Here is a 16,737-nt window from a genome sequence, read left to right on the forward strand (position 1 = left end):
TTGCAGCGATTGAAGAGAAGCATGTCTTTCAGCGCCCGGCCTTTCTCAAACTGAAGAGAGAAAAAATCTGGGCAGTCGTCACGGAAAGTGGAGTTGGCGCGTGGAACTCGGCATTCTTGTCTATCTAATCGTCGGGACAGTGGCGGGCGGCCTCATTAACGGTCTGGCCGGTTTCGGCACCGCCCTTTTTTCCTTGGGTTTCCTCCTTAGTGTCTTGCCACCTGTGCAGGCGATTGCCATCGTCGTCGTCCACTCCGTGATCAGCGGATTGAGAGGCTTGTGGATAGTTCGCGAGACAATCCGCGAAAATCGGCGCAGGCTTGCACGATTTCTGATCCCAGCGATCGTCGGAATACCCTTCGGCATCATGCTGCTCAATATAGTGGAAGCGGATGCCCTGAAGATCACCATCGGATTCTTTCTTATCCTTTATGGAGGGTTCTTCAGCCTGCGCAGATCCTTGCCCAACATTACGCACCCGACGCCTGGCATAGATGCCGCGGTGGGGTTCATCAGCGGCGTACTTGGCGGTGCCGCGTCTCTTTCTGGGGCGCTTCCGACAATGTGGTGCTCAATGCGCCCCTGGACAAAGGAAGAAACACGCGCCGTCCTGCAGCCCTTCAATGGCGCGGTGCTTTCATTGACCGCCATAATGCTGGCCGTGAAAGGTGCCTACACATTCCAGACCCTCGTCTTCATCGCCCTCACGTTGCCTGTCGGCATCATCTGTGCCGAGATCGGCATCGTCGTTTTTCAACGCCTCTCGGACGAGGTCTTTCGACGTCTGATAATCGGCCTGAGCTTTGCGTCAGGCCTGATACTGCTCGTGCGACAGTTGTTATCATAGAAAACCAAGGCTTTGGGTTTTAGATCGCGAGCCGAGGCTTCATTGCCTCCAGAGGTTTTCCGCGCCAGCGCGGAGGCCAGCCGGGACAGCCCCGAACAGGTTTAGAAGCCATACTCGATTCCAAGGCCCAGGCTAACTTTGCGCCGCAACGAGGGCGCGAAAGCCCGAAAACGGCTGATGCGCCGGACAGGCAGACTTCCGCTCGCAGGAGGCGACGTGAAGTGTCTATCACTCTCAGCCTTCAGGATCTTCCACCGACCTCGATGCGCGGGTCAGCATACCAAAGAGGTCCCTGGGATCGTCTGGATCGGCGATGATATCGAGAGACTGATAAAAGCCGGTGCCGGTCAGCTTCTGGCGAATGTAACGTAGTGCAGAGAAATCCTCGATGGCGAAGCCCACGCCGTCGAACAGCGTGATCTGACGGTCAGAGGTGCGCCCGGGTGCGCTGCCATCAATGATCTGCCACATCTCAGTCACGGGGAAGTCAGCCGGCATCTGCTGGATCTCGCCCTCGATCCGGGTCTGTGGGGTGTATTCGACAAAGACATCAGCGCGGCGAAGAATGTCGCCATGCAACTCGGTCTTGCCAGGGCAGTCGCCGCCGATGGCGTTGATGTGGACGCCCGCGCCGACCATGTTGTCCGTGAGGATCGTGGCGTATTGCTTATCGGCCGTGCAGGTGGTGATGATCTGCGCGCCCTCGATTGCGTCCTGCGCAGTCTTGCAGGTGGTCAGGTCGAAGCCCAGACCGGACAGGTTCCGCACCAGTTTCGCCGTCGCGGTCGGGTCGATGTCGTAAAGCCGCAAACGGTCGACGCCGCAGATGGCGCGCATCGCCAGGGCCTGAAACTCCGACTGCGCCCCATTGCCGATCATGGCCATGGTCGTGGCCCCTTTCGGTGCAAGATGACTGGCAACCATGGCGCTGGTAGCGGCAGTGCGCAGCGCGGTCAGCACGGTCATTTCGGTGAGCAGTTCAGGATAGCCGGTGTCAACGCGAGCCAGCAGTCCGAAGGCGGTCACGGTCTGCAACCCCGATTTCGTGTTTTTGGGGTGGCCGTTGACGTATTTGAACCCGTAGCTAACGCCATCGGAGGTTGGCATCAGCTCGATCACGCCATCCTTGGAATGGGCGGCCACGCGCGGCGTCTTGTCAAACTGACTCCATCGGCGGAAGTCGTCCTCGATATAGTTGGCGAGGTCTTTCAGCACGGTTTCGACGCCGATGCTATGGACCAGCCGCATCATGTTCTCAACGCTGACGAAGCGGATAAAGGCCAATTCGGAGGGTTTGGGAGCAGTCATGACAGTCCTTCAGGAGTAGCTGCGGGTGGGACGGTCGAAGACGCGACGCCCAAAAAGCGAGCCAGTCAAATCCGCCATCAGTGAGGCGGTGCGGCCGCGGTCGTCCAGAAACGGGTTCAGCTCGACGAGGTCCAGCGAGGTGACAAGCCCACTGTCATGCAGCATTTCCATCGCCAGGTGGGCCTCGCGAAAGGTTGCCCCGCCGGGAACAGTGGTGCCAACGGCCGGGGCAATGGCGGGATCGAGAAAATCGACATCCAGCGACAGATGCAGCATGCCATTCGCGGCACGCACCTCGGCGATGAATTCGGCCAGGGGGGCGGCGATCCCGCGTTCGTCGATCTGACGCATGTCGATGGCGCGCATCCCGGCCGACTGGATCGCCGCGCGTTCGGGTCCGTCCACGGAGCGCAAGCCAATAAAGCAGATGTTTCCGGGGGGAACCGGGTTCATCAGGGGCGGAAAGCCGTCGAAACCAGGCTGCCCGGTGACATAGCCAATGGGGGTCCCATGCAGGTTTCCCGAGGCGGTCGTGTCAGGATTATGAACGTCGGGATGCGCGTCAAGCCACAGCACAAACAGCGGCCGCCCTGTGGCCGCTGCGTAATCGGCCACGCCCGCAACCGTGCCCAGCGAGAGCGCGTGGTCACCGCCCATGAAGATGGGAAAGCCTTCAGCCATTGCGTTCAGAGCCGCGTCCGATAGCAGCCGCGTCCATTCCGCGGTTTGCGTCAGCGCATGAACATGCCCCTCTGGCGCCGGCGGCGGCGCCTTGGGACCCGGCAGGTCGCCGCGATCCTCGACAGACCAGCCAAGGGCGGTCAGCGTTTCAGCCAGCCCAGCCACCCGCAAGGCGTCAGGCCCCATGGAGCAGCCGCGCCGGCGTTTGCCGCAGTCAATACCCGCGCCGATCAGAATGCAGGTCCGGGCCCTCATGTCGACACCGCCGCCGTCACGATGACCTCGACCAGAAGATCCGAGCCCGCCAGTCGCGCCTCGGCGCAGGCGCGTGCGGGCGCGCAGCCTGCGGGTATCCAGTCGTCCCAAACTTCGTTCATCGCTGGGTAATCGGACATGTGTGCAAGCCAGATGGTCGCCGCCAGAATATCGCGGCGAGTGGATCCGGCCTCGGTCAGCAGCGAGTCGACGCGGGATAGGCAGTCGCGAGTCTGCTCGGTCACGGTCTCGCCCTCGCCAACCTGTCCACATAGATAGACGGTGCCGTTGTGGCGGACGATGCGGCTCATCCTTGCGTTGGTGTGGAAGCGTTCGATCATTTGATTCCCATCGGTGGTGCGATGTTGCGTGCGACGGGTTCACGGCGGCGTTCGAGATGGCGCAGATAGCGCCGCTCGAGCCAACGAAAGACCCGTGTGATTGCAAAGACGATGATGAAATACAGCATGGCGGCGGTGATCAGCCCCTCGTACGCCAGGTAATAGCGTCCGTTCAGCCAGCGGCCGACACCCAGAATGTCCTGCAGCGTGATGGTGCTGGCCACCACCGAGCCGTGCAGCATGAAGATCACTTCGTTCGAGTAGGCTGGAATGGCGCGGCGAAAGGCCGAAGGCAGCACGATCCGCCGCAGCCGCCCACGTCCTGACATGCCGACGGCGATGGCAGCCTCGACCTCGCCCTTGGGCGTGTCCGCGATCGCGCCGCGCAAAAGCTCGGTGGTGTAGGCGCAGGTGTTAAGCGTGAACACGATCAGGGCGCACCACCAGGCATGCGACAGCACCGGATCCCATAGCCAGCTGTTGCGGACCACTTCGAATTGGCCCGCGCCATAATACAACAAATAGGTCTGGACCAGCAGTGGGGTGCCACGAAAGACATAGGTGTAGAACCATACCAGCGGGTTGAGGACTTGGTGGCGGGACGCGCGCACGATAGCCAGCGGCACTGCCAATGCACCGCCTATCGCCAGAGAGAGGAAGGTCAGGCTCAGCGTGACTCCGACGCCATAAAGAAAGCGGTCGAAATTCTCAGCGATCAGGGCCAGATCCAGCGGAGCCCATGAGAGCAGGTTTTCCATCGTCACGCCCTTACCACGCCGCGGCTGTAGCGGCGTTCCAGCGCGCGAAGACCGAGATCGGAACTAGCCGTCAGCGCCAGATAGATCACGAATGCCGCCGCCATGAAGGTGAACAACGCTCCGGTCGAGCGGCCGGCCGAAAACGCGTTATAGACTAGGTCCTGCAGGCCGATCACCGACACCAGTGCGGTCGTCTTCAACTGCACCAGCCAGTTGTTGCCGAAACCCGGCAGTGCGTATCGTACCATCTGCGGCCAGATGATGCGGCGGAAAACCAACGATCGGGACATGCCAATGCTAGTTCCGGCTTCGATCTGACCGCGCGGAATGGCAAGGATCGCACCTCGGAAGGTTTCGGTGAAATACGCCCCGAAAATCACGCCGATTGTGGCGGCGCCGGCAATGAACTGGCTGATTTCTACATAATCCCACAAGCCCGTGGCGGCACCGATTGCGTTGACCGTGACCTGCCCACCGAAAAAGACCAGCATGATCAGCACCAGGTCCGGCACGCCCCGCACGACCGTCGTATAGGCGCCGGCCACGGCGTTTGCCACGCGACTGGAAGAGAGCTTCGCCCAGGCACCGAGCAGGCCCAAGCTGACCGAGAGCACGAGCGAGGTCAGAGCAAGCTGGACCGTGGTGATGACCCCCGCCAGAAGCTGTTCGCGATATTCAAAAAGCAGATCCATCTTCGCCTCAATGGCTGGCGGGGGCGCAGCTGGCGCCCCCGGCTGCGGTTACATCCCCTCGGGACGACCGCCGTAGATGTCGAAGGGGAAGTATTTGTCGTTGATCGTGGCGTAGGTGCCGTCTTCCCGGATCGCGGCGATTGCTGCACTGAGCGCATCGCGCAATTCTTCGTCACCCTTGCGCACGGCGATGCCCACGCCTTCGCCATAACATTCGACATCCGTGTGATCCCCGGGCAGGAACGCGTACTCCGCCCCCTCGGGTTTTGACAGGAACGCTTCCTGCGCGATCAGAGAATCCGACAGCTGCGCGTCGATGCGACCCAGCGAAAGGTCGCGAAAGACCTCGTCCTGCGTGCCGTAAAGAACGATCTCTGCATCGGGAAAATGCGCCTCGGCATAGCATTGATGGGTCGAGCCACGCTGCACGCCCAAACGCTTGCCGGCAAGAGCCTCGGCGGAGCCTTCCAGGCCCGACGCCTTGGGGGCGACGACCCGGGCCGGGGTTTTGTAATATTTCTCTGAAAAATCGATCTGGCGCTTGCGCTCTTCGGTGATCGACATGGACGCCACGATGGCATCGAACTTGCGCGCCTTCAGGGCCGGGATCATCCCGTCCCATTCCTGTTCCACCAGTTCGCAGTCACGCTGCATCTGCGCGCAAAGCGCCTTGGCAATCTCGATGTCGAACCCCGAAAGGCTGCCATCGGCTTCCTTGAATGAGAACGGCGGATAGGCGCCCTCGACGCCGATGCGAAGGCTCTCGGCCGCGAAGGTGCCGGTGGCAAGGGCCGCGAGTGCGGCGGCAGCAAGAAGAGTTCGTCTGATCATGGTGATACCTCCGTTGGATTTGTCAGTTCATCCGGGACAGGAAGGCCCGGAATTGCTCGGTCTGGGGATTGCGGAACAGATCTCCGGGCGCGCCTTCCTCGCAGACCTGCCCCTGGTGCAGGAACACGGTCCGGGTCGAGACATCGCGGGCAAAGGCCATCTCGTGGGTCACGACAAGCATGGTCCGGCCTTCATCCGCAAGCGCCCGCATCACCGCGAGCACCTCGCCCACGAGCTCGGGATCAAGGGCCGAGGTCGGCTCGTCAAACAGCATGACGTCCGGCTCCATGGCCAGGGCGCGGGCGATCGCCACGCGCTGCTGCTGACCGCCCGACAGGTGGGCGGGATAGTAGTCCGCACGGTCCGCCAGTCCGACCTTGGCGAGTAAGGCGGCGGCCTTTTCGCCAGCCTCGCGCCGCGCGATGCCCAGCACATTCACGGGGCCTTCGACGATGTTTTCCAGCACGGTCATATGCGACCAAAGGTTGAAGCTCTGAAAGACCATGGCCAGCTTCGACCGCATGCGCTCGACCTGTCTCAGATCCGCGGGGCGTCGGATGCCATGGCGGGTAGTCATCCGCATTTCCTCGCCCTTCAGCCAGACTTTGCCGTCGCTTGGCGTCTCAAGCAGATTGATGCAGCGCAGAAAGGTGCTTTTGCCCGATCCGGAAGCGCCCAAGATCGCTACCACGTCGCCCTTTTCAGCTGTCATCGAAATGCCTTTCAGAACGACATGATCGCCAAAGCTCTTGTGCATGTTCTCGATACGAAGGGCGGCTTCGGTCATGAGTTTTCCTCGGGATGGAGGCCGAGCGAGGCAATCTCGGCCAAGGTGACGGGCTTGACGGGGCTGCGGGCGCGACCCGGTCCTATCATGGAAGGGTCGCGGCCTGTTGCTTCGGCGATCAGGCCCGAAACCGTCGCTTCGCACATGCGGCCTTGGCAGGGTCCCATACCGGTGCGCAGCGTAGTGCGCATCAGGCGCATACCATGCGCGCCGTCTGCCAAAGCGTCGCGGATCGCGCGGGCGGTGACCTCTTCGCAGCGGCACACGATGGTCTCGTCGGCGGGGGCAAGAAAGTCCGGCGGCACGGGATAGGCGGCGTCCAGGAACGGGCGGACCGACAGGCTTCGCGACAAGCTGCGGCGCAACGGCCGGGCGCGGTGATCACGTTCCGCGGCGTCCAGCCGTCCGGCACGGTGCAGGATTTCAATCGCGGCAAGTGCACCCTGCGCGCGCGCAGCATCTGCACCGCCAATACCGCCGCCATCGCCCGCGACAAACACATTCTCGATCGAGGACTGGCCCCACCTGCTCAGGCTTGGTCGCCACGCCTGCTGCGCATGGTCGTAGACGTGCCGAAGGCCCATCGCACGCGCCAAATGCGTCTGCGGGATGACGCCCAGATGGGTCAGCAGCAGGGAAGATGTCAGTTTCTGCCTTCCTCTGCGCGTGCTGAAACTGACAGCAACCTGACCGTCTTGGACCTGAGCCGCACGGAGATCCTTCGCGCCTCGATAACGCGGGACGCCCGCGGCGCGAATGCGGCGGATCAGGCCCAACCCCTTGGCCAGCGTCTTGGCACCGGGAACGGCCCGCGGCAGCCTGGGCAGGGCGCGCAGAAGGTCGACGTCAGTTTCGATCAGCGCCTGCGGCGGCGACCCGGCCTCGATCATTTGCGCGGCGACCAGATAGAGCAGCGGCCCTGCCCCTGCGAGGATGGCGTCGCAGGGAACCATGCCCGACTGCTTCATCAGAACCTGTGCCGCACCTGCTGGCATGACGCCGGGCAGGGTCCAGCCCGGAAACGGCACCGGTCGTTCCTGGGCACCGGTGGCGAGCAAAATCTGTGCGGCCGTGGTAACGTGGCTTTGACCGTCTCGCGACCAGATGATGCCCTGATCAGAGTCGATGCGCCAGACTGTCGCGCGCGGCTGATGCGTGATCAGCTGATGGTTCAGACCGTGAATGAGATCGACGCCACGGGCATAATCGTTTCCGAGCCAGCCCCACTCCGCGGCTGTCGCGATATTGCGATAGATCTGTCCCCCGGGACGATTTTGTTCATCCAGAAGCGTAACGCGGAGGCCGCCTTCGGCGGCCACTCTGGCCGCCGCCATGCCCGCTGGTCCTGCGCCTATGATGGCCAGATCGACGGTCATGAGCCCTTCCCGATCCGGCGCGCGCCATGCTGGCGGCGGATAACCATGCCTTCGCGCGCCTCGACCATGCATGCCTGCACATTCGGGAGGCCGTCGATGGTCACGAGGCAGTCGAAACAGACCCCCATCATGCAGAAGGGGGTGCGCCCTGCCCCGCTCACAGGGGTGGTGCGTGTTGCGGCAGAATCCCGCCCCAGTAATGCGGCGGCGACGCTTTCCCCCGGGCGAGCCAGCACCTCTGCGCCCTCGAAACTCATTCGGATACTGCGCGGGACCACGCCCGGTGCGTCATGAAAGCGCGAAGCGGCGTTCATCGAAAGCCTCTAGCTTCGGGGCCGCGGGATCCTCGTCGATCCACTCGGCCAGCCGCGTCGCATGCAGCGGTGCCAGCGTCACCCCGCTGTGGCAGGTGACGAGAAACGCGCCAGGGTAATCGGTGGAGCGCTGATAGATCGGATAGCCGTCAGGCGTCATCACCCGCAGCGCCGCCCACGACCGCAGCACGCGGATATCGGCCAGTCTGGGCCAAACCTGCACAGCGTGTTGCGCCAGCCCGACCATATGCTCAGTAGTCTCGACATCATTTTCGGCTTCTGCCTTGGTGCCGCCAATCTGCAGTCCGCCCTCATCCACCTGCCGGATCGTGCTAGACAGGAACGGCAGGCGGTCGGCAACCCGCTCGGTAATCAGCAACTCCCCTTGCTGCGCGCGGATCGGCGCGCAGAACCCGAGTTGGGGACCGAGATGCGCGGCACCCAAGCCCGCGCAGAGAACAACCCGGCTGACGCAGATCGTCTCACCGTTTTCGCGAAGGATCTCGAAGCCCTCAGCTTTCGCACGCACCGACGCCACACGCGCGTCTCCGACGAAACGAACGCCCTCTGCCTGACCTGCCTTGCGCAGCGCGACATGCAGCCGCAGCGGATTTACATGCCCGTCCAGCGGGCAAAATGTCGCTCCAACCACCGCGCGACCTATTCCGGGCAACCGGTGCGAAAGATCGCCTTGGCTTAAGCACTCGAAGGAAAAGCCTTCACCCAGAGCAGCGGCTTGCTGGCGCAGTTCCTGACCAAAGCCTTCAAACTCGCGGGCGTCGGTGAAAAATTCGTATCCGCCCTGTTGGCACAGGGCGACATCAATCCCTGTCAGTGACGACAGCCAGTCGGCGAAACCGGCCCAAGCCTGCGCTGCCTGAAAAGACCAACGGGCATAAGGAGCGTGCCCGGCGCCCTTTCCCTGCAACCAGACAAGACCGAAATTGCCCTGCGTAGCGCGCATGTCCTGGTCGCTCCCATCCAGCACCAGCACATTATGCCCGCGCGTGGCGAGGCCCAAAGCCACGGCCAGCCCGACGATGCCGCCGCCGATAATTGCCGTGGGTGATTGTGGGACCATGGTCGCATCTCCTCCCCTGTCACATGGCGGAATCGCGTTCGATATGTAAAATCGGAAATTTTATGCTACACATGTTCAAATACTATGAGTTGGACATGAAACTCTCCCACCGCCAGATCGAGGCCTTTCGCGCCATCATTGAGAGCGGGTCTGTCACCGCGGCCGCTGATCTGCTGTTTGTGACCCAGCCGTCGGTCAGTCGCCTGCTGGCGGACTTGGAGGCTGAACTGGGGTTCTCGCTGTTTGCCAGGATTGGGCGCAGCCTGACCCCAACACCTGAGGCGAACGCGCTCTACGAGGAGGTCAGACGCTCATATGTCGGCTTGCAGGAGGTCTCTCGCGTGGCGGACGATATCAGGAGGTATCGCAGCGGTAGCCTTAAAATCGCTGCCATGCCCGCACTGGGCCTGAGCTTTCTGCCGTCCATTGTCGCCCAGTTTCTGGCAGAACGGACAGGAATAGCCGTCTCGCTTCGGGTTCGCAGTTCGCATGCCGTCGTTCAACATGTAAGTTCGCAGCAGTTCGACATCGGCTTCAGCGCGTTGGACGTGGACCTTCCCGCCATTCGGCGCGAGCCTCTGGGAACCTTGCCTATGCTGGCGGTGCTACCGCCAAACCACGTCTTGTGCGAGAAGCAGGTGCTTGAACCCAGAGACTTCCACGGCAAACCCTTCATCGCCCTTGGAAGCGAGATAAGCACCCGGTCGGACACAGATCATTTCTTCTCGTTGGCGAAAGTGCGGCCTCTTGTGGTCGCCGAAGCGCAGCTGTCATTCTCTATCTGTGCAATGGTTGCCGGAGGAGCCGGAATGTCGATTGTCGAACCCGTTACGGCCCGACATTGTGCCGAACTGGGGCTGGTCGAAGTCCGACCCCTGTCGCCTGAACAGCCCTTTACCTATGACATGCTTACCCCTGCTCTTCGTCCTTCGTCGCGCCTCGTGGGCGACCTCGCGGCGAGGGTAAAAGAGAGGTTCCTGGCGCTTGGCTCTGGATAGAAACGACGCCTTTTGCGCCTTTCCCTATCCGTCACCCTCCCTTTCATCTGAGAGCCGGAACCCCTCGCCTTCTGCGCCACCTTCGAGGAGAGATGAACCTGAAGGCCGAGGGTGCCGCAGTCGCTCGGCCGCTACGAGGTTGAAGACGATATTGCTCTCGCCCCCTGCAACGCTGTAGGTCGTCGCGGCCGTAGCGCCTTTGATGAGTGCTGCTGCACGCGGTCTTCTACTCTGAGGACGACGATCCGATGGCGCCCGTTACCTCCAACAGCACGGGTGCGTTTCGCGGGAGGCGGCTGACGCCGATCACCGAGCGCGGATGACGGCCACGCTCACCCAGGGCGGAGATAAAGACCCGCGACGCTGCATCGGCGATCGCCGAAATATCGACCTCGGCCCCGCTGTCGCCAACAGCGACATAGGCAGTCATGCGCATGATACGTTCGATCCGCTCACCCGGCGCCTGTTGCCGCGTCAGCCAGGCGAGCGCCTGCGCCGCGGCGATCTCTGCGCTTTTCTGCGCTGTCGGCAGGTCGACATCTTCACCGCAACGACCGACGGCATGTAGCTGGTTGTGAGCGGTCTTCGCGATCTGTCCTGCAACCATGACGATCCGGTCGTGGCGCGAAGCCAAGATATATTCGTAATCCGTCCCAATTGGCTCAGGTAGAGGAAAGGCTGTGTTCATGACGAGTGGACCCTTGAAATTTGGCGCGACTGGTGGCGCTGAAAGCCATAGATGCCGGCGAGGACGAGCCCGCCTGCAAGGGTGGACAGAACGTCCGGATGGATCATCATGACCGCTGCAAGGACCAGAACGACCCGAGTCGCCCAAGTCAGCCGTGCGCCGAACAGCCACCCGACAACGACCGCAGACAGGGCGGCGACAGCCACGACGGATCGCAAGAGCGTATAGAGCAAGTCTACGCTTAGCTCCGGCGTCAGAAGTACCGTGTTCGACACGAACATGAACGGGATGATGTATATTGGCAGCCCGATCAGAAACGCGGTCCATCCGACCCGTGTCGCAGTTTCGCCGGCGATGGGGGCGGCGGCGTAGGCTGCGACTGCAAGCGGCGGCGTGATCTGGCCCAGAACAGCGTAATAGAACACGAACATATGGGCGGCCAGCGGATCGGCACCAAGCTTGACCAGCGCGGGCGCGACGAGCGTCGCCTGAACGATATAGGCGGCGGTGGTCGGCATCCCCATGCCAAAGATGAATGACGCGATCATCGCCAGAAGCAGCGCGATATCCAGCGACCCACCGGAGAAGCTTGTGACCAAGGCGCTGAACTTGAAACCGAGGCCCGAGATCTGAACGATCCCGACAATGATGCCCGCTGACGCACAGGCCGCAGCGACGACGACGGCGCCTTCCACACCGAGCCGGATCCCGGCAACCTGCTGCCGCCAGCCGACAAACGTGGATGGCCTGAGATAGGGGGTCACGAAGGCGGCGATGACACCAAAGAAAGCGCTGAAGCCGGCTGAATATCCCTGAAGCATCAGCACCACCAGGATGACGACCGGGATCAGGAAGGTCCACCCGCCCAGGAGGACGGCCCGTGTCGATCCAGCCTCGGCCCGGTCAAGCGGCTGAAGGTTCAGCTTGATCGACGCCAAGTGAACGGCAAGTAGCAATGCAACATAAAACAACGCTGCCGGGATGATGGCCGCTGCAGCGACCTCAAGATAGCTGATGCCTAGAATGCCGGCCATCAAAAAGGCCGCAGCCCCCATGATCGGAGGGGTCAGCTGTCCGCCGGTCGAGGCGATGGCTTCGACCGCGCCGGCGAAGCGGCGTGGGTAGCCAAGTTTGAGCATCATCGGGATGGTCAGTGAACCCGTGGTGGCCACATTCGCCACGGCGCTGCCCGACATCATGCCCATCAGACCGCTTGCGACAACCGCAATTTTCGCGGGCCCCCCACGGCTTTGGCCGGTCATCGCGCGGGTGATGGTGATGAAGAAGTCACCGCCGCCGGCGACCTGAAGCACCGCACCGAACATCACGAACAAAAAGATATACTCCGCCGAGACACCAAGCGCGGTGCCGAAGAGCCCTTCGAAGCTGAAATACATCTGGTCGACAAATTCATTGATGCTGACGCCACCATGCGCCAGGGGGCGCAGCCAACTGACAAAACGCAGTTCCGGCCCGACGAAAGCGTAAACGATAAAGATCAGGCATAGCCAGACGATCGCCATGCCAAGACTGCGCCGCGTGGCTTCAAGCACAACAAATATTGCGCCCATCGCCACGAACAGCTCGAGAGTCGAAGCCTCAAGTGTCCAAGGCGGTCGCACGGCAATCGAGCTGTGATAGAGAGCGGCGTAGCCGAGTGTGCCGATGGCGAGGGCGACCAGAGCGCTATTGATCAGCCTCCCGAAGATGCCGCGCCCGACCGGGTGAAGCAAAAAGATGATGACCACCGCAAACAAGATATGAACCGCACGCAGGAGCAGGTTCGGCGCCAGCCACAGCGGCGATGCCGCTAGCAGGTGAAACGCCGTCATGGCGAGCGACAAAGCGGTGATGACTCCGTCGCGAAGCTTGTTTTCCACCTGCGCTCGGGCAACAGGAAGCGGCGCGACAGGGACTGGTGCAGTGGTCATCGTCAGAAGCCTCTCAATCGTCAGGTGCCGAGGGCAGAGTCGCCAACGGCGATGTCCTGCTCTTCGAAGTATTTTCGTGCCCCCGGATGCACGGGCACCACCATTCCTTTTCCGACCGTCTCTTCAGTCATGTGTTTCAGTAGCGAATGGGCCGCATACAGATCCTCGCGGTTTTCCCAGAGTTGCTTGACGATGTCGTAGGCAATGTCGTCAGGCATGTCGGCCTTTGCGAAAAGAATGGTATTGGTGCCCACTGTTTCAGCCGGTTCGTCCTGTCCGCCGAACAGACCCGCAGGCAGCGTCACACGCTCGAAGCCCCCGCCGCTTTCACCCAGAAACTTCTCAAGGACAGCGCCGTCGAATGACAGTGTGCGCATCGGGCGCACGGTTTCATTCTGCAGAATGGTCGGATGCGGCCACAGGGAAAGCCACATCACTGCGTCAAGCTGCCCGTTGCTCAGTGCCTCCTGAGATTCTGCCCAGCTGAGCGGATGCAGTTTGCCGCCGTTCGCTTCGATGTCACCGGGGGTCATGCCGGCGGCGGCCAACAGGTTTTCGAACACGAGCCATGACGTCTGTCCGGGCTGGCCCGCGCTGACTTGCTTGCCGCGCAGATCTTCCAGAGTGCGGATATCAGACCGCGCATCGACCCAAATCTGTATCGCGCTCTGCATCAGTGTCATCATGCCGCGCACGTTGCGGACTGGCGACTCGGGCGTCGCCGGATCACGGCCCTCCCAAGCATCAAGAGCGTTGTTGGCCGATGTGATCCCGAGATCGGCCTTGCCCGCTCCGACGCGAAGCAGGTTCGGCCCAGACCCGCCGGGCTGCACGTCGATGATGGAGTCGGGGAAGATCTGTGACAGCATGCTTGCAATGGCGGTGCCCACGATGCCGAACACACCACCTGACGGGCCACCGCCGATGGTCAAAAAATCCGGGCCTGCGGCAAACGCGCCGCGTGGCATGCTGGCGGCAACGAACGCGGCCGCAGCGGTGGTGCCCATGAATGATCGTCTGCTGAACCTGCTGGTCATTTGAACCTCCCTCGACGCCCGAACTGCGGGTCGGGCCTGAAATGCAGTGATGCACCAGTGCCACACGGTTCTTGGATTACAATCAATCAAAAAGAAATGATGGGCATTTCAGTTATCTTGAATCTCGCCCAGCACCAGGTCTGCGCGCTCTGCGACGCTGTCCACCACCGCCTGCTCAAACGCGCGCGCGACCGGCGGTAGTTCGGCCTGCATCCGGGTCAGGATGTTCACGCGCCGGACGGTGTGCGGGTAGGCGAGCGGCAGAAACAGCAGGCCATCAGCATCCCTGTCGATCGTCAGTTTCGGCAGGATCGTTATGCCTACATCCGCCCTGACCATCCCCAATACTGATCCGGTGTTCCGGATCCGCAGGAAAGCCGCGTCGTCCATGGCTCGAAATTCCGGATCGTCGATCTGAGCACCGGTCGCATTAGAGATCAGCGTGAATGGCTGCAAATCTGACCATTCCAGGTCGCGGCGCAGCGTCCGCAACGGATGATCTGCACGACACACCACCCCGAACCGATCCGTAAACAGATGCCGGGCGCTGATCGCCGACATGCCGATCCTGCTGGAAGCAAACCCGATATCGATGCGCTGCATTTCGACCTCTCGAAGGACTGTCGCCGAGTCCATGTCCCGGATGTGAATGATCACGTCGGGGCGGTCGCGCATGAAAGCTTGAACAACGGTAGGCAGCAGCACGGTCGTAACGGACGGTACGGCGCCGATCCTCACAATGCCGACGCGCGCTTTGGCGAAGGCGGTGATCGTCTCGACGCAATGGGCGAATTGCTCCACCTCTCGCCGCCCCTCAATCAAGGTGAAGCGTCCAAGCGCCGTCAGTCTATTCTTCCTGTCGCTTTCGAACAGGGGCGAGCCGAGATGGTCTTCGAGTTGCTTCAGGGACATGGACACAGCTGACGGAGTCCGTCCGAGCCGCTCGGCAGCATCACTGAGGTTGCCGAGTTCTGCCACGGCCACGAAGTTACGCAGCATCTCGATCTTGATCGCCATACTTAAACGCGCCTCAAATACGGTTCAGATATTTGAACGTGACTGAAGCCGAGCGAGAGGGCAACGTCTTACCGAACTCTGACCAGCCAGCGAGGAGCCTGCCCGTGTCCCCACCGCACCTGATCGATGGCCTGCAATATGCCAACTGGTCCGAAAAGATCTTTCGCCAGATGCGCGATGGCGGTGTCGATGCGGTCCATGTGACCATCGCCTATCATGAAGACTTCCGTGAAACAGTGCGCAACATCACGGACTGGAACCTTCGCTTCCAGCGCCATTCTGATCTGATCATGCAGGCTTTCACCGGCGATGATATCCGCCATGCGCGCGCAACCGGCCGGACAGCGATCATTTTCGGTTTCCAGACACCTGCCCCGATCGAAGCCGATATCGGCCTGGTCGAGGTCGTCCACCGGCTGGGCGCGCGGTTCATGCAGTTATCGTATAACAACCAGTCGCTGCTGGCGACTGGTTGTTATGAAGCGGAGGACCCGGGCCTGACGCGTATGGGCCGGCAAGTGGTGACAGAAATGAACCGGGTCGGGCTTGTTGTTGATATGAGCCATTCGGCAGACCGCTCTACCCTGGATGCGATTGCCCATTCACAGCGCCCCATCGCCATCACGCATGCCAACCCGGCGAAGTGGCATCCGGCACGGCGTAACAAGTCCGACACGGTGCTGCGTGCACTGGCGGAAAGCGGCGGAATGCTGGGGCTTTCGCTCTATCCGCATCATTTGAGGGACGGCAGCGCGTGCACGCTGCAATCCTTCTGCGATATGGTCGCCCGGACGGCCGAGTTGATGAGCGTCGACCAGATCGGCATTGGCAGCGATCTGTGTCAGGATCAGCCTGACAGTGTCGTCGAATGGATGCGCGTTGGTCGCTGGACACGCGAAATTGATTATGGCGAGGGCTCGGCAAGTGCTGCCGGCTTCCCCGATCAACCCGATTGGTTCACCGACAACCGCAGCCTGCCGGGACTGGCCGACGGATTGCGAAATGCAGGGTTCTCGCAAGAGGAGGCAGACAAGATCATGGGCGACAACTGGCTGCACTTCTTCGACCGGAACTTCGGACCTCTCTCTGACGACCGAACCAATTACACGTCGGCCGCGCGTGCTTGAGTCAGGAGGAAAGTTCATGTCTGTAATCCGGTCCAACCCTGGCGCACGCATGAGTGAAGCGGCGCGTATCGGCGACATTGTCTTTCTGGCAGGGCAGGTGCCAGACGACCTGACCGCCGACGTAGCCACCCAGACGCGTCAGGTGCTGGCGAATATTGATCGAGTCCTCGCAAAAATGGGCTGTTCAAAGGCGGACCTGGCCTCGGTTCAGGTCTGGCTCAATGATATCAGTGATATTGGCATCATGAACCGCGTCTGGGATGAATGGGTGGATCGCGACAACCCACCGGCGCGCGCCACGGGCGGTGTTCGGCTAGCGCGTGCCGGGATGGCTGTCGAAATGATCGCAATTGCGAGCGCCAGGAAGTAAGGGATCAGGGCGGCCCCAAGGTGAAGCTGCTCATGAGGGCCTGAAGCCGCCGCAAGCAGGTTCTTCGGCCGCAGCTGGTGCCGCTGCCGCCGCAAGCCGAGATGGCGGGACGCCTGCAGATCAGCCGGTCGGTGGACCACCAATAATCTCTATGCTTTCCTGACATGCGACTGCAGCGTCGAGGTGAACGCGGTGCATTCGCTTGCGATGCCCTTCATCCTGCCTGGCTTCCGTGGCTGGGAGAGCTGGCTGTTGGTCCCGATCGAGATTCCGTGCCAGCTGCAGCGGCCGCCGAGGG

The 16,737-nt window shown here is 61.7% G+C and carries 18 protein-coding genes; 4 read left to right on the forward strand and 14 right to left on the reverse strand.

Annotation, left to right across the window (positions count from 1 at the left end; translation table 11 throughout):
* Positions 1-100 precede the first annotated feature (100 nt).
* A complete protein-coding gene (locus CYR75_RS15485) occupies positions 101-847 on the forward strand; it encodes a sulfite exporter TauE/SafE family protein (protein WP_101501155.1) in 747 nt (248 codons plus the stop codon).
* 234 nt (positions 848-1,081) lie between these two features.
* Here CYR75_RS15485 and CYR75_RS15490 read toward each other — a convergent pair whose 3' ends face one another.
* The 10 genes from CYR75_RS15490 to CYR75_RS15535 are packed head-to-tail and all read right to left on the reverse strand — an operon-like array spanning position 1,082 to position 9,271.
* Complete coding sequence (locus CYR75_RS15490; protein WP_101501156.1) at positions 1,082-2,155, reverse strand: ornithine cyclodeaminase; 1,074 nt, start codon at positions 2,153-2,155, stop codon at positions 1,082-1,084.
* Between the two features lie 9 nt (positions 2,156-2,164).
* The gene (gene rocF / locus CYR75_RS15495; RefSeq protein ID WP_101501157.1) at positions 2,165-3,091 is read right to left on the reverse strand and encodes an arginase; all 927 of its coding nucleotides are present in this window, start codon (positions 3,089-3,091) and stop codon (positions 2,165-2,167) included.
* Positions 3,088-3,432, reverse strand: a complete 345-nt coding sequence (locus CYR75_RS15500; RefSeq protein ID WP_101501158.1) for a RidA family protein — start codon at positions 3,430-3,432, stop codon at positions 3,088-3,090. Before CYR75_RS15500 ends, rocF begins: the two co-directional genes overlap by 4 nt.
* On the reverse strand, positions 3,429-4,190 hold the full coding sequence (locus CYR75_RS15505) for an ABC transporter permease (RefSeq protein ID WP_101501159.1): 762 nt from the start codon (positions 4,188-4,190) through the stop codon (positions 3,429-3,431). The genes CYR75_RS15500 and CYR75_RS15505 overlap by 4 nt, the downstream gene beginning before the upstream one ends.
* Positions 4,191-4,192: 2 nt before the next feature.
* The gene (locus tag CYR75_RS15510; RefSeq protein WP_101501160.1) at positions 4,193-4,882 is read right to left on the reverse strand and encodes an ABC transporter permease; all 690 of its coding nucleotides are present in this window, start codon (positions 4,880-4,882) and stop codon (positions 4,193-4,195) included.
* Positions 4,883-4,930: 48 nt separating this feature from the next.
* Positions 4,931-5,713, reverse strand: coding sequence for an ABC transporter substrate-binding protein (locus CYR75_RS15515; RefSeq protein ID WP_101501161.1), 783 nt, complete (start codon positions 5,711-5,713; stop codon positions 4,931-4,933).
* A gap of 22 nt (positions 5,714-5,735) precedes the next feature.
* Positions 5,736-6,500 (reverse strand): ABC transporter ATP-binding protein, encoded by a 765-nt coding sequence (locus CYR75_RS15520; RefSeq protein WP_101501162.1) that lies wholly within the window; start codon positions 6,498-6,500, stop codon positions 5,736-5,738.
* The gene (locus CYR75_RS16510) at positions 6,497-7,876 is read right to left on the reverse strand and encodes an NAD(P)/FAD-dependent oxidoreductase (RefSeq protein ID WP_318779003.1); all 1,380 of its coding nucleotides are present in this window, start codon (positions 7,874-7,876) and stop codon (positions 6,497-6,499) included. The genes CYR75_RS15520 and CYR75_RS16510 overlap by 4 nt, the downstream gene beginning before the upstream one ends.
* Complete coding sequence (locus CYR75_RS15530) at positions 7,873-8,133, reverse strand: (2Fe-2S)-binding protein (RefSeq protein ID WP_225972944.1); 261 nt, start codon at positions 8,131-8,133, stop codon at positions 7,873-7,875. Before CYR75_RS15530 ends, CYR75_RS16510 begins: the two co-directional genes overlap by 4 nt.
* A gap of 31 nt (positions 8,134-8,164) precedes the next feature.
* Positions 8,165-9,271: an NAD(P)/FAD-dependent oxidoreductase gene (locus CYR75_RS15535; protein WP_101501165.1), complete on the reverse strand. Its 1,107-nt coding sequence runs from the start codon at positions 9,269-9,271 to the stop codon at positions 8,165-8,167.
* A 71-nt stretch (positions 9,272-9,342) separates the two neighbouring features.
* Here CYR75_RS15535 and CYR75_RS15540 point away from each other — a divergent pair, with 71 nt between their 5' ends.
* Positions 9,343-10,269, forward strand: a complete 927-nt coding sequence (locus CYR75_RS15540) for a LysR substrate-binding domain-containing protein (RefSeq protein WP_158644697.1) — start codon at positions 9,343-9,345, stop codon at positions 10,267-10,269.
* Between the two features lie 226 nt (positions 10,270-10,495).
* Here CYR75_RS15540 and CYR75_RS15545 read toward each other — a convergent pair whose 3' ends face one another.
* The 4 genes from CYR75_RS15545 to CYR75_RS15560 form a co-directional block, all read right to left on the reverse strand.
* Positions 10,496-10,957 (reverse strand): RidA family protein, encoded by a 462-nt coding sequence (locus CYR75_RS15545; protein WP_101501167.1) that lies wholly within the window; start codon positions 10,955-10,957, stop codon positions 10,496-10,498.
* Positions 10,954-12,888 (reverse strand): TRAP transporter permease, encoded by a 1,935-nt coding sequence (locus CYR75_RS15550; RefSeq protein WP_101501168.1) that lies wholly within the window; start codon positions 12,886-12,888, stop codon positions 10,954-10,956. The genes CYR75_RS15545 and CYR75_RS15550 overlap by 4 nt, the downstream gene beginning before the upstream one ends.
* Before the next feature lie 20 nt (positions 12,889-12,908).
* Complete coding sequence (locus CYR75_RS15555; protein WP_101501169.1) at positions 12,909-13,925, reverse strand: TAXI family TRAP transporter solute-binding subunit; 1,017 nt, start codon at positions 13,923-13,925, stop codon at positions 12,909-12,911.
* Between the two features lie 108 nt (positions 13,926-14,033).
* The gene (locus CYR75_RS15560; protein ID WP_101501170.1) at positions 14,034-14,942 is read right to left on the reverse strand and encodes a LysR family transcriptional regulator; all 909 of its coding nucleotides are present in this window, start codon (positions 14,940-14,942) and stop codon (positions 14,034-14,036) included.
* A gap of 104 nt (positions 14,943-15,046) precedes the next feature.
* Here CYR75_RS15560 and CYR75_RS15565 point away from each other — a divergent pair, with 104 nt between their 5' ends.
* On the forward strand, positions 15,047-16,069 hold the full coding sequence (locus tag CYR75_RS15565) for a membrane dipeptidase (protein ID WP_225972945.1): 1,023 nt from the start codon (positions 15,047-15,049) through the stop codon (positions 16,067-16,069).
* Positions 16,070-16,118: 49 nt separating this feature from the next.
* Positions 16,119-16,439, forward strand: coding sequence for a RidA family protein (locus CYR75_RS15570; RefSeq protein WP_264080926.1), 321 nt, complete (start codon positions 16,119-16,121; stop codon positions 16,437-16,439).
* Positions 16,440-16,737: the final 298 nt, after the last annotated feature.

The organism is Paracoccus jeotgali (genome assembly GCF_002865605.1).
GTDB lineage: Bacteria > Pseudomonadota > Alphaproteobacteria > Rhodobacterales > Rhodobacteraceae > Paracoccus > Paracoccus jeotgali.

Bases quoted from the DNA above. Each gene is read 5' to 3' on its own strand.
- CYR75_RS15490 (WP_101501156.1), bottom strand. From the start codon at position 2,155: ATGACTGCTCCCAAACCCTCCGAATTGGCCTTTATCCGCTTCGTCAGC.
- rocF (WP_101501157.1), bottom strand. From the start codon at position 3,091: ATGAGGGCCCGGACCTGCATTCTGATCGGCGCGGGTATTGACTGCGGC.
- CYR75_RS15500 (WP_101501158.1), bottom strand. From the start codon at position 3,432: ATGATCGAACGCTTCCACACCAACGCAAGGATGAGCCGCATCGTCCGC.
- CYR75_RS15505 (WP_101501159.1), bottom strand. From the start codon at position 4,190: ATGGAAAACCTGCTCTCATGGGCTCCGCTGGATCTGGCCCTGATCGCT.
- CYR75_RS15510 (WP_101501160.1), bottom strand. From the start codon at position 4,882: ATGGATCTGCTTTTTGAATATCGCGAACAGCTTCTGGCGGGGGTCATC.
- CYR75_RS15515 (WP_101501161.1), bottom strand. From the start codon at position 5,713: ATGATCAGACGAACTCTTCTTGCTGCCGCCGCACTCGCGGCCCTTGCC.
- CYR75_RS15520 (WP_101501162.1), bottom strand. From the start codon at position 6,500: ATGACCGAAGCCGCCCTTCGTATCGAGAACATGCACAAGAGCTTTGGC.
- CYR75_RS16510 (WP_318779003.1), bottom strand. From the start codon at position 7,876: ATGACCGTCGATCTGGCCATCATAGGCGCAGGACCAGCGGGCATGGCG.
- CYR75_RS15530 (WP_225972944.1), bottom strand. From the start codon at position 8,133: ATGAGTTTCGAGGGCGCAGAGGTGCTGGCTCGCCCGGGGGAAAGCGTC.
- CYR75_RS15535 (WP_101501165.1), bottom strand. From the start codon at position 9,271: ATGGTCCCACAATCACCCACGGCAATTATCGGCGGCGGCATCGTCGGG.
- CYR75_RS15540 (WP_158644697.1), top strand. From the start codon at position 9,343: ATGTTCAAATACTATGAGTTGGACATGAAACTCTCCCACCGCCAGATC.
- CYR75_RS15545 (WP_101501167.1), bottom strand. From the start codon at position 10,957: ATGAACACAGCCTTTCCTCTACCTGAGCCAATTGGGACGGATTACGAA.
- CYR75_RS15550 (WP_101501168.1), bottom strand. From the start codon at position 12,888: ATGACCACTGCACCAGTCCCTGTCGCGCCGCTTCCTGTTGCCCGAGCG.
- CYR75_RS15555 (WP_101501169.1), bottom strand. From the start codon at position 13,925: ATGACCAGCAGGTTCAGCAGACGATCATTCATGGGCACCACCGCTGCG.
- CYR75_RS15560 (WP_101501170.1), bottom strand. From the start codon at position 14,942: ATGGCGATCAAGATCGAGATGCTGCGTAACTTCGTGGCCGTGGCAGAA.
- CYR75_RS15570 (WP_264080926.1), top strand. From the start codon at position 16,119: ATGAGTGAAGCGGCGCGTATCGGCGACATTGTCTTTCTGGCAGGGCAG.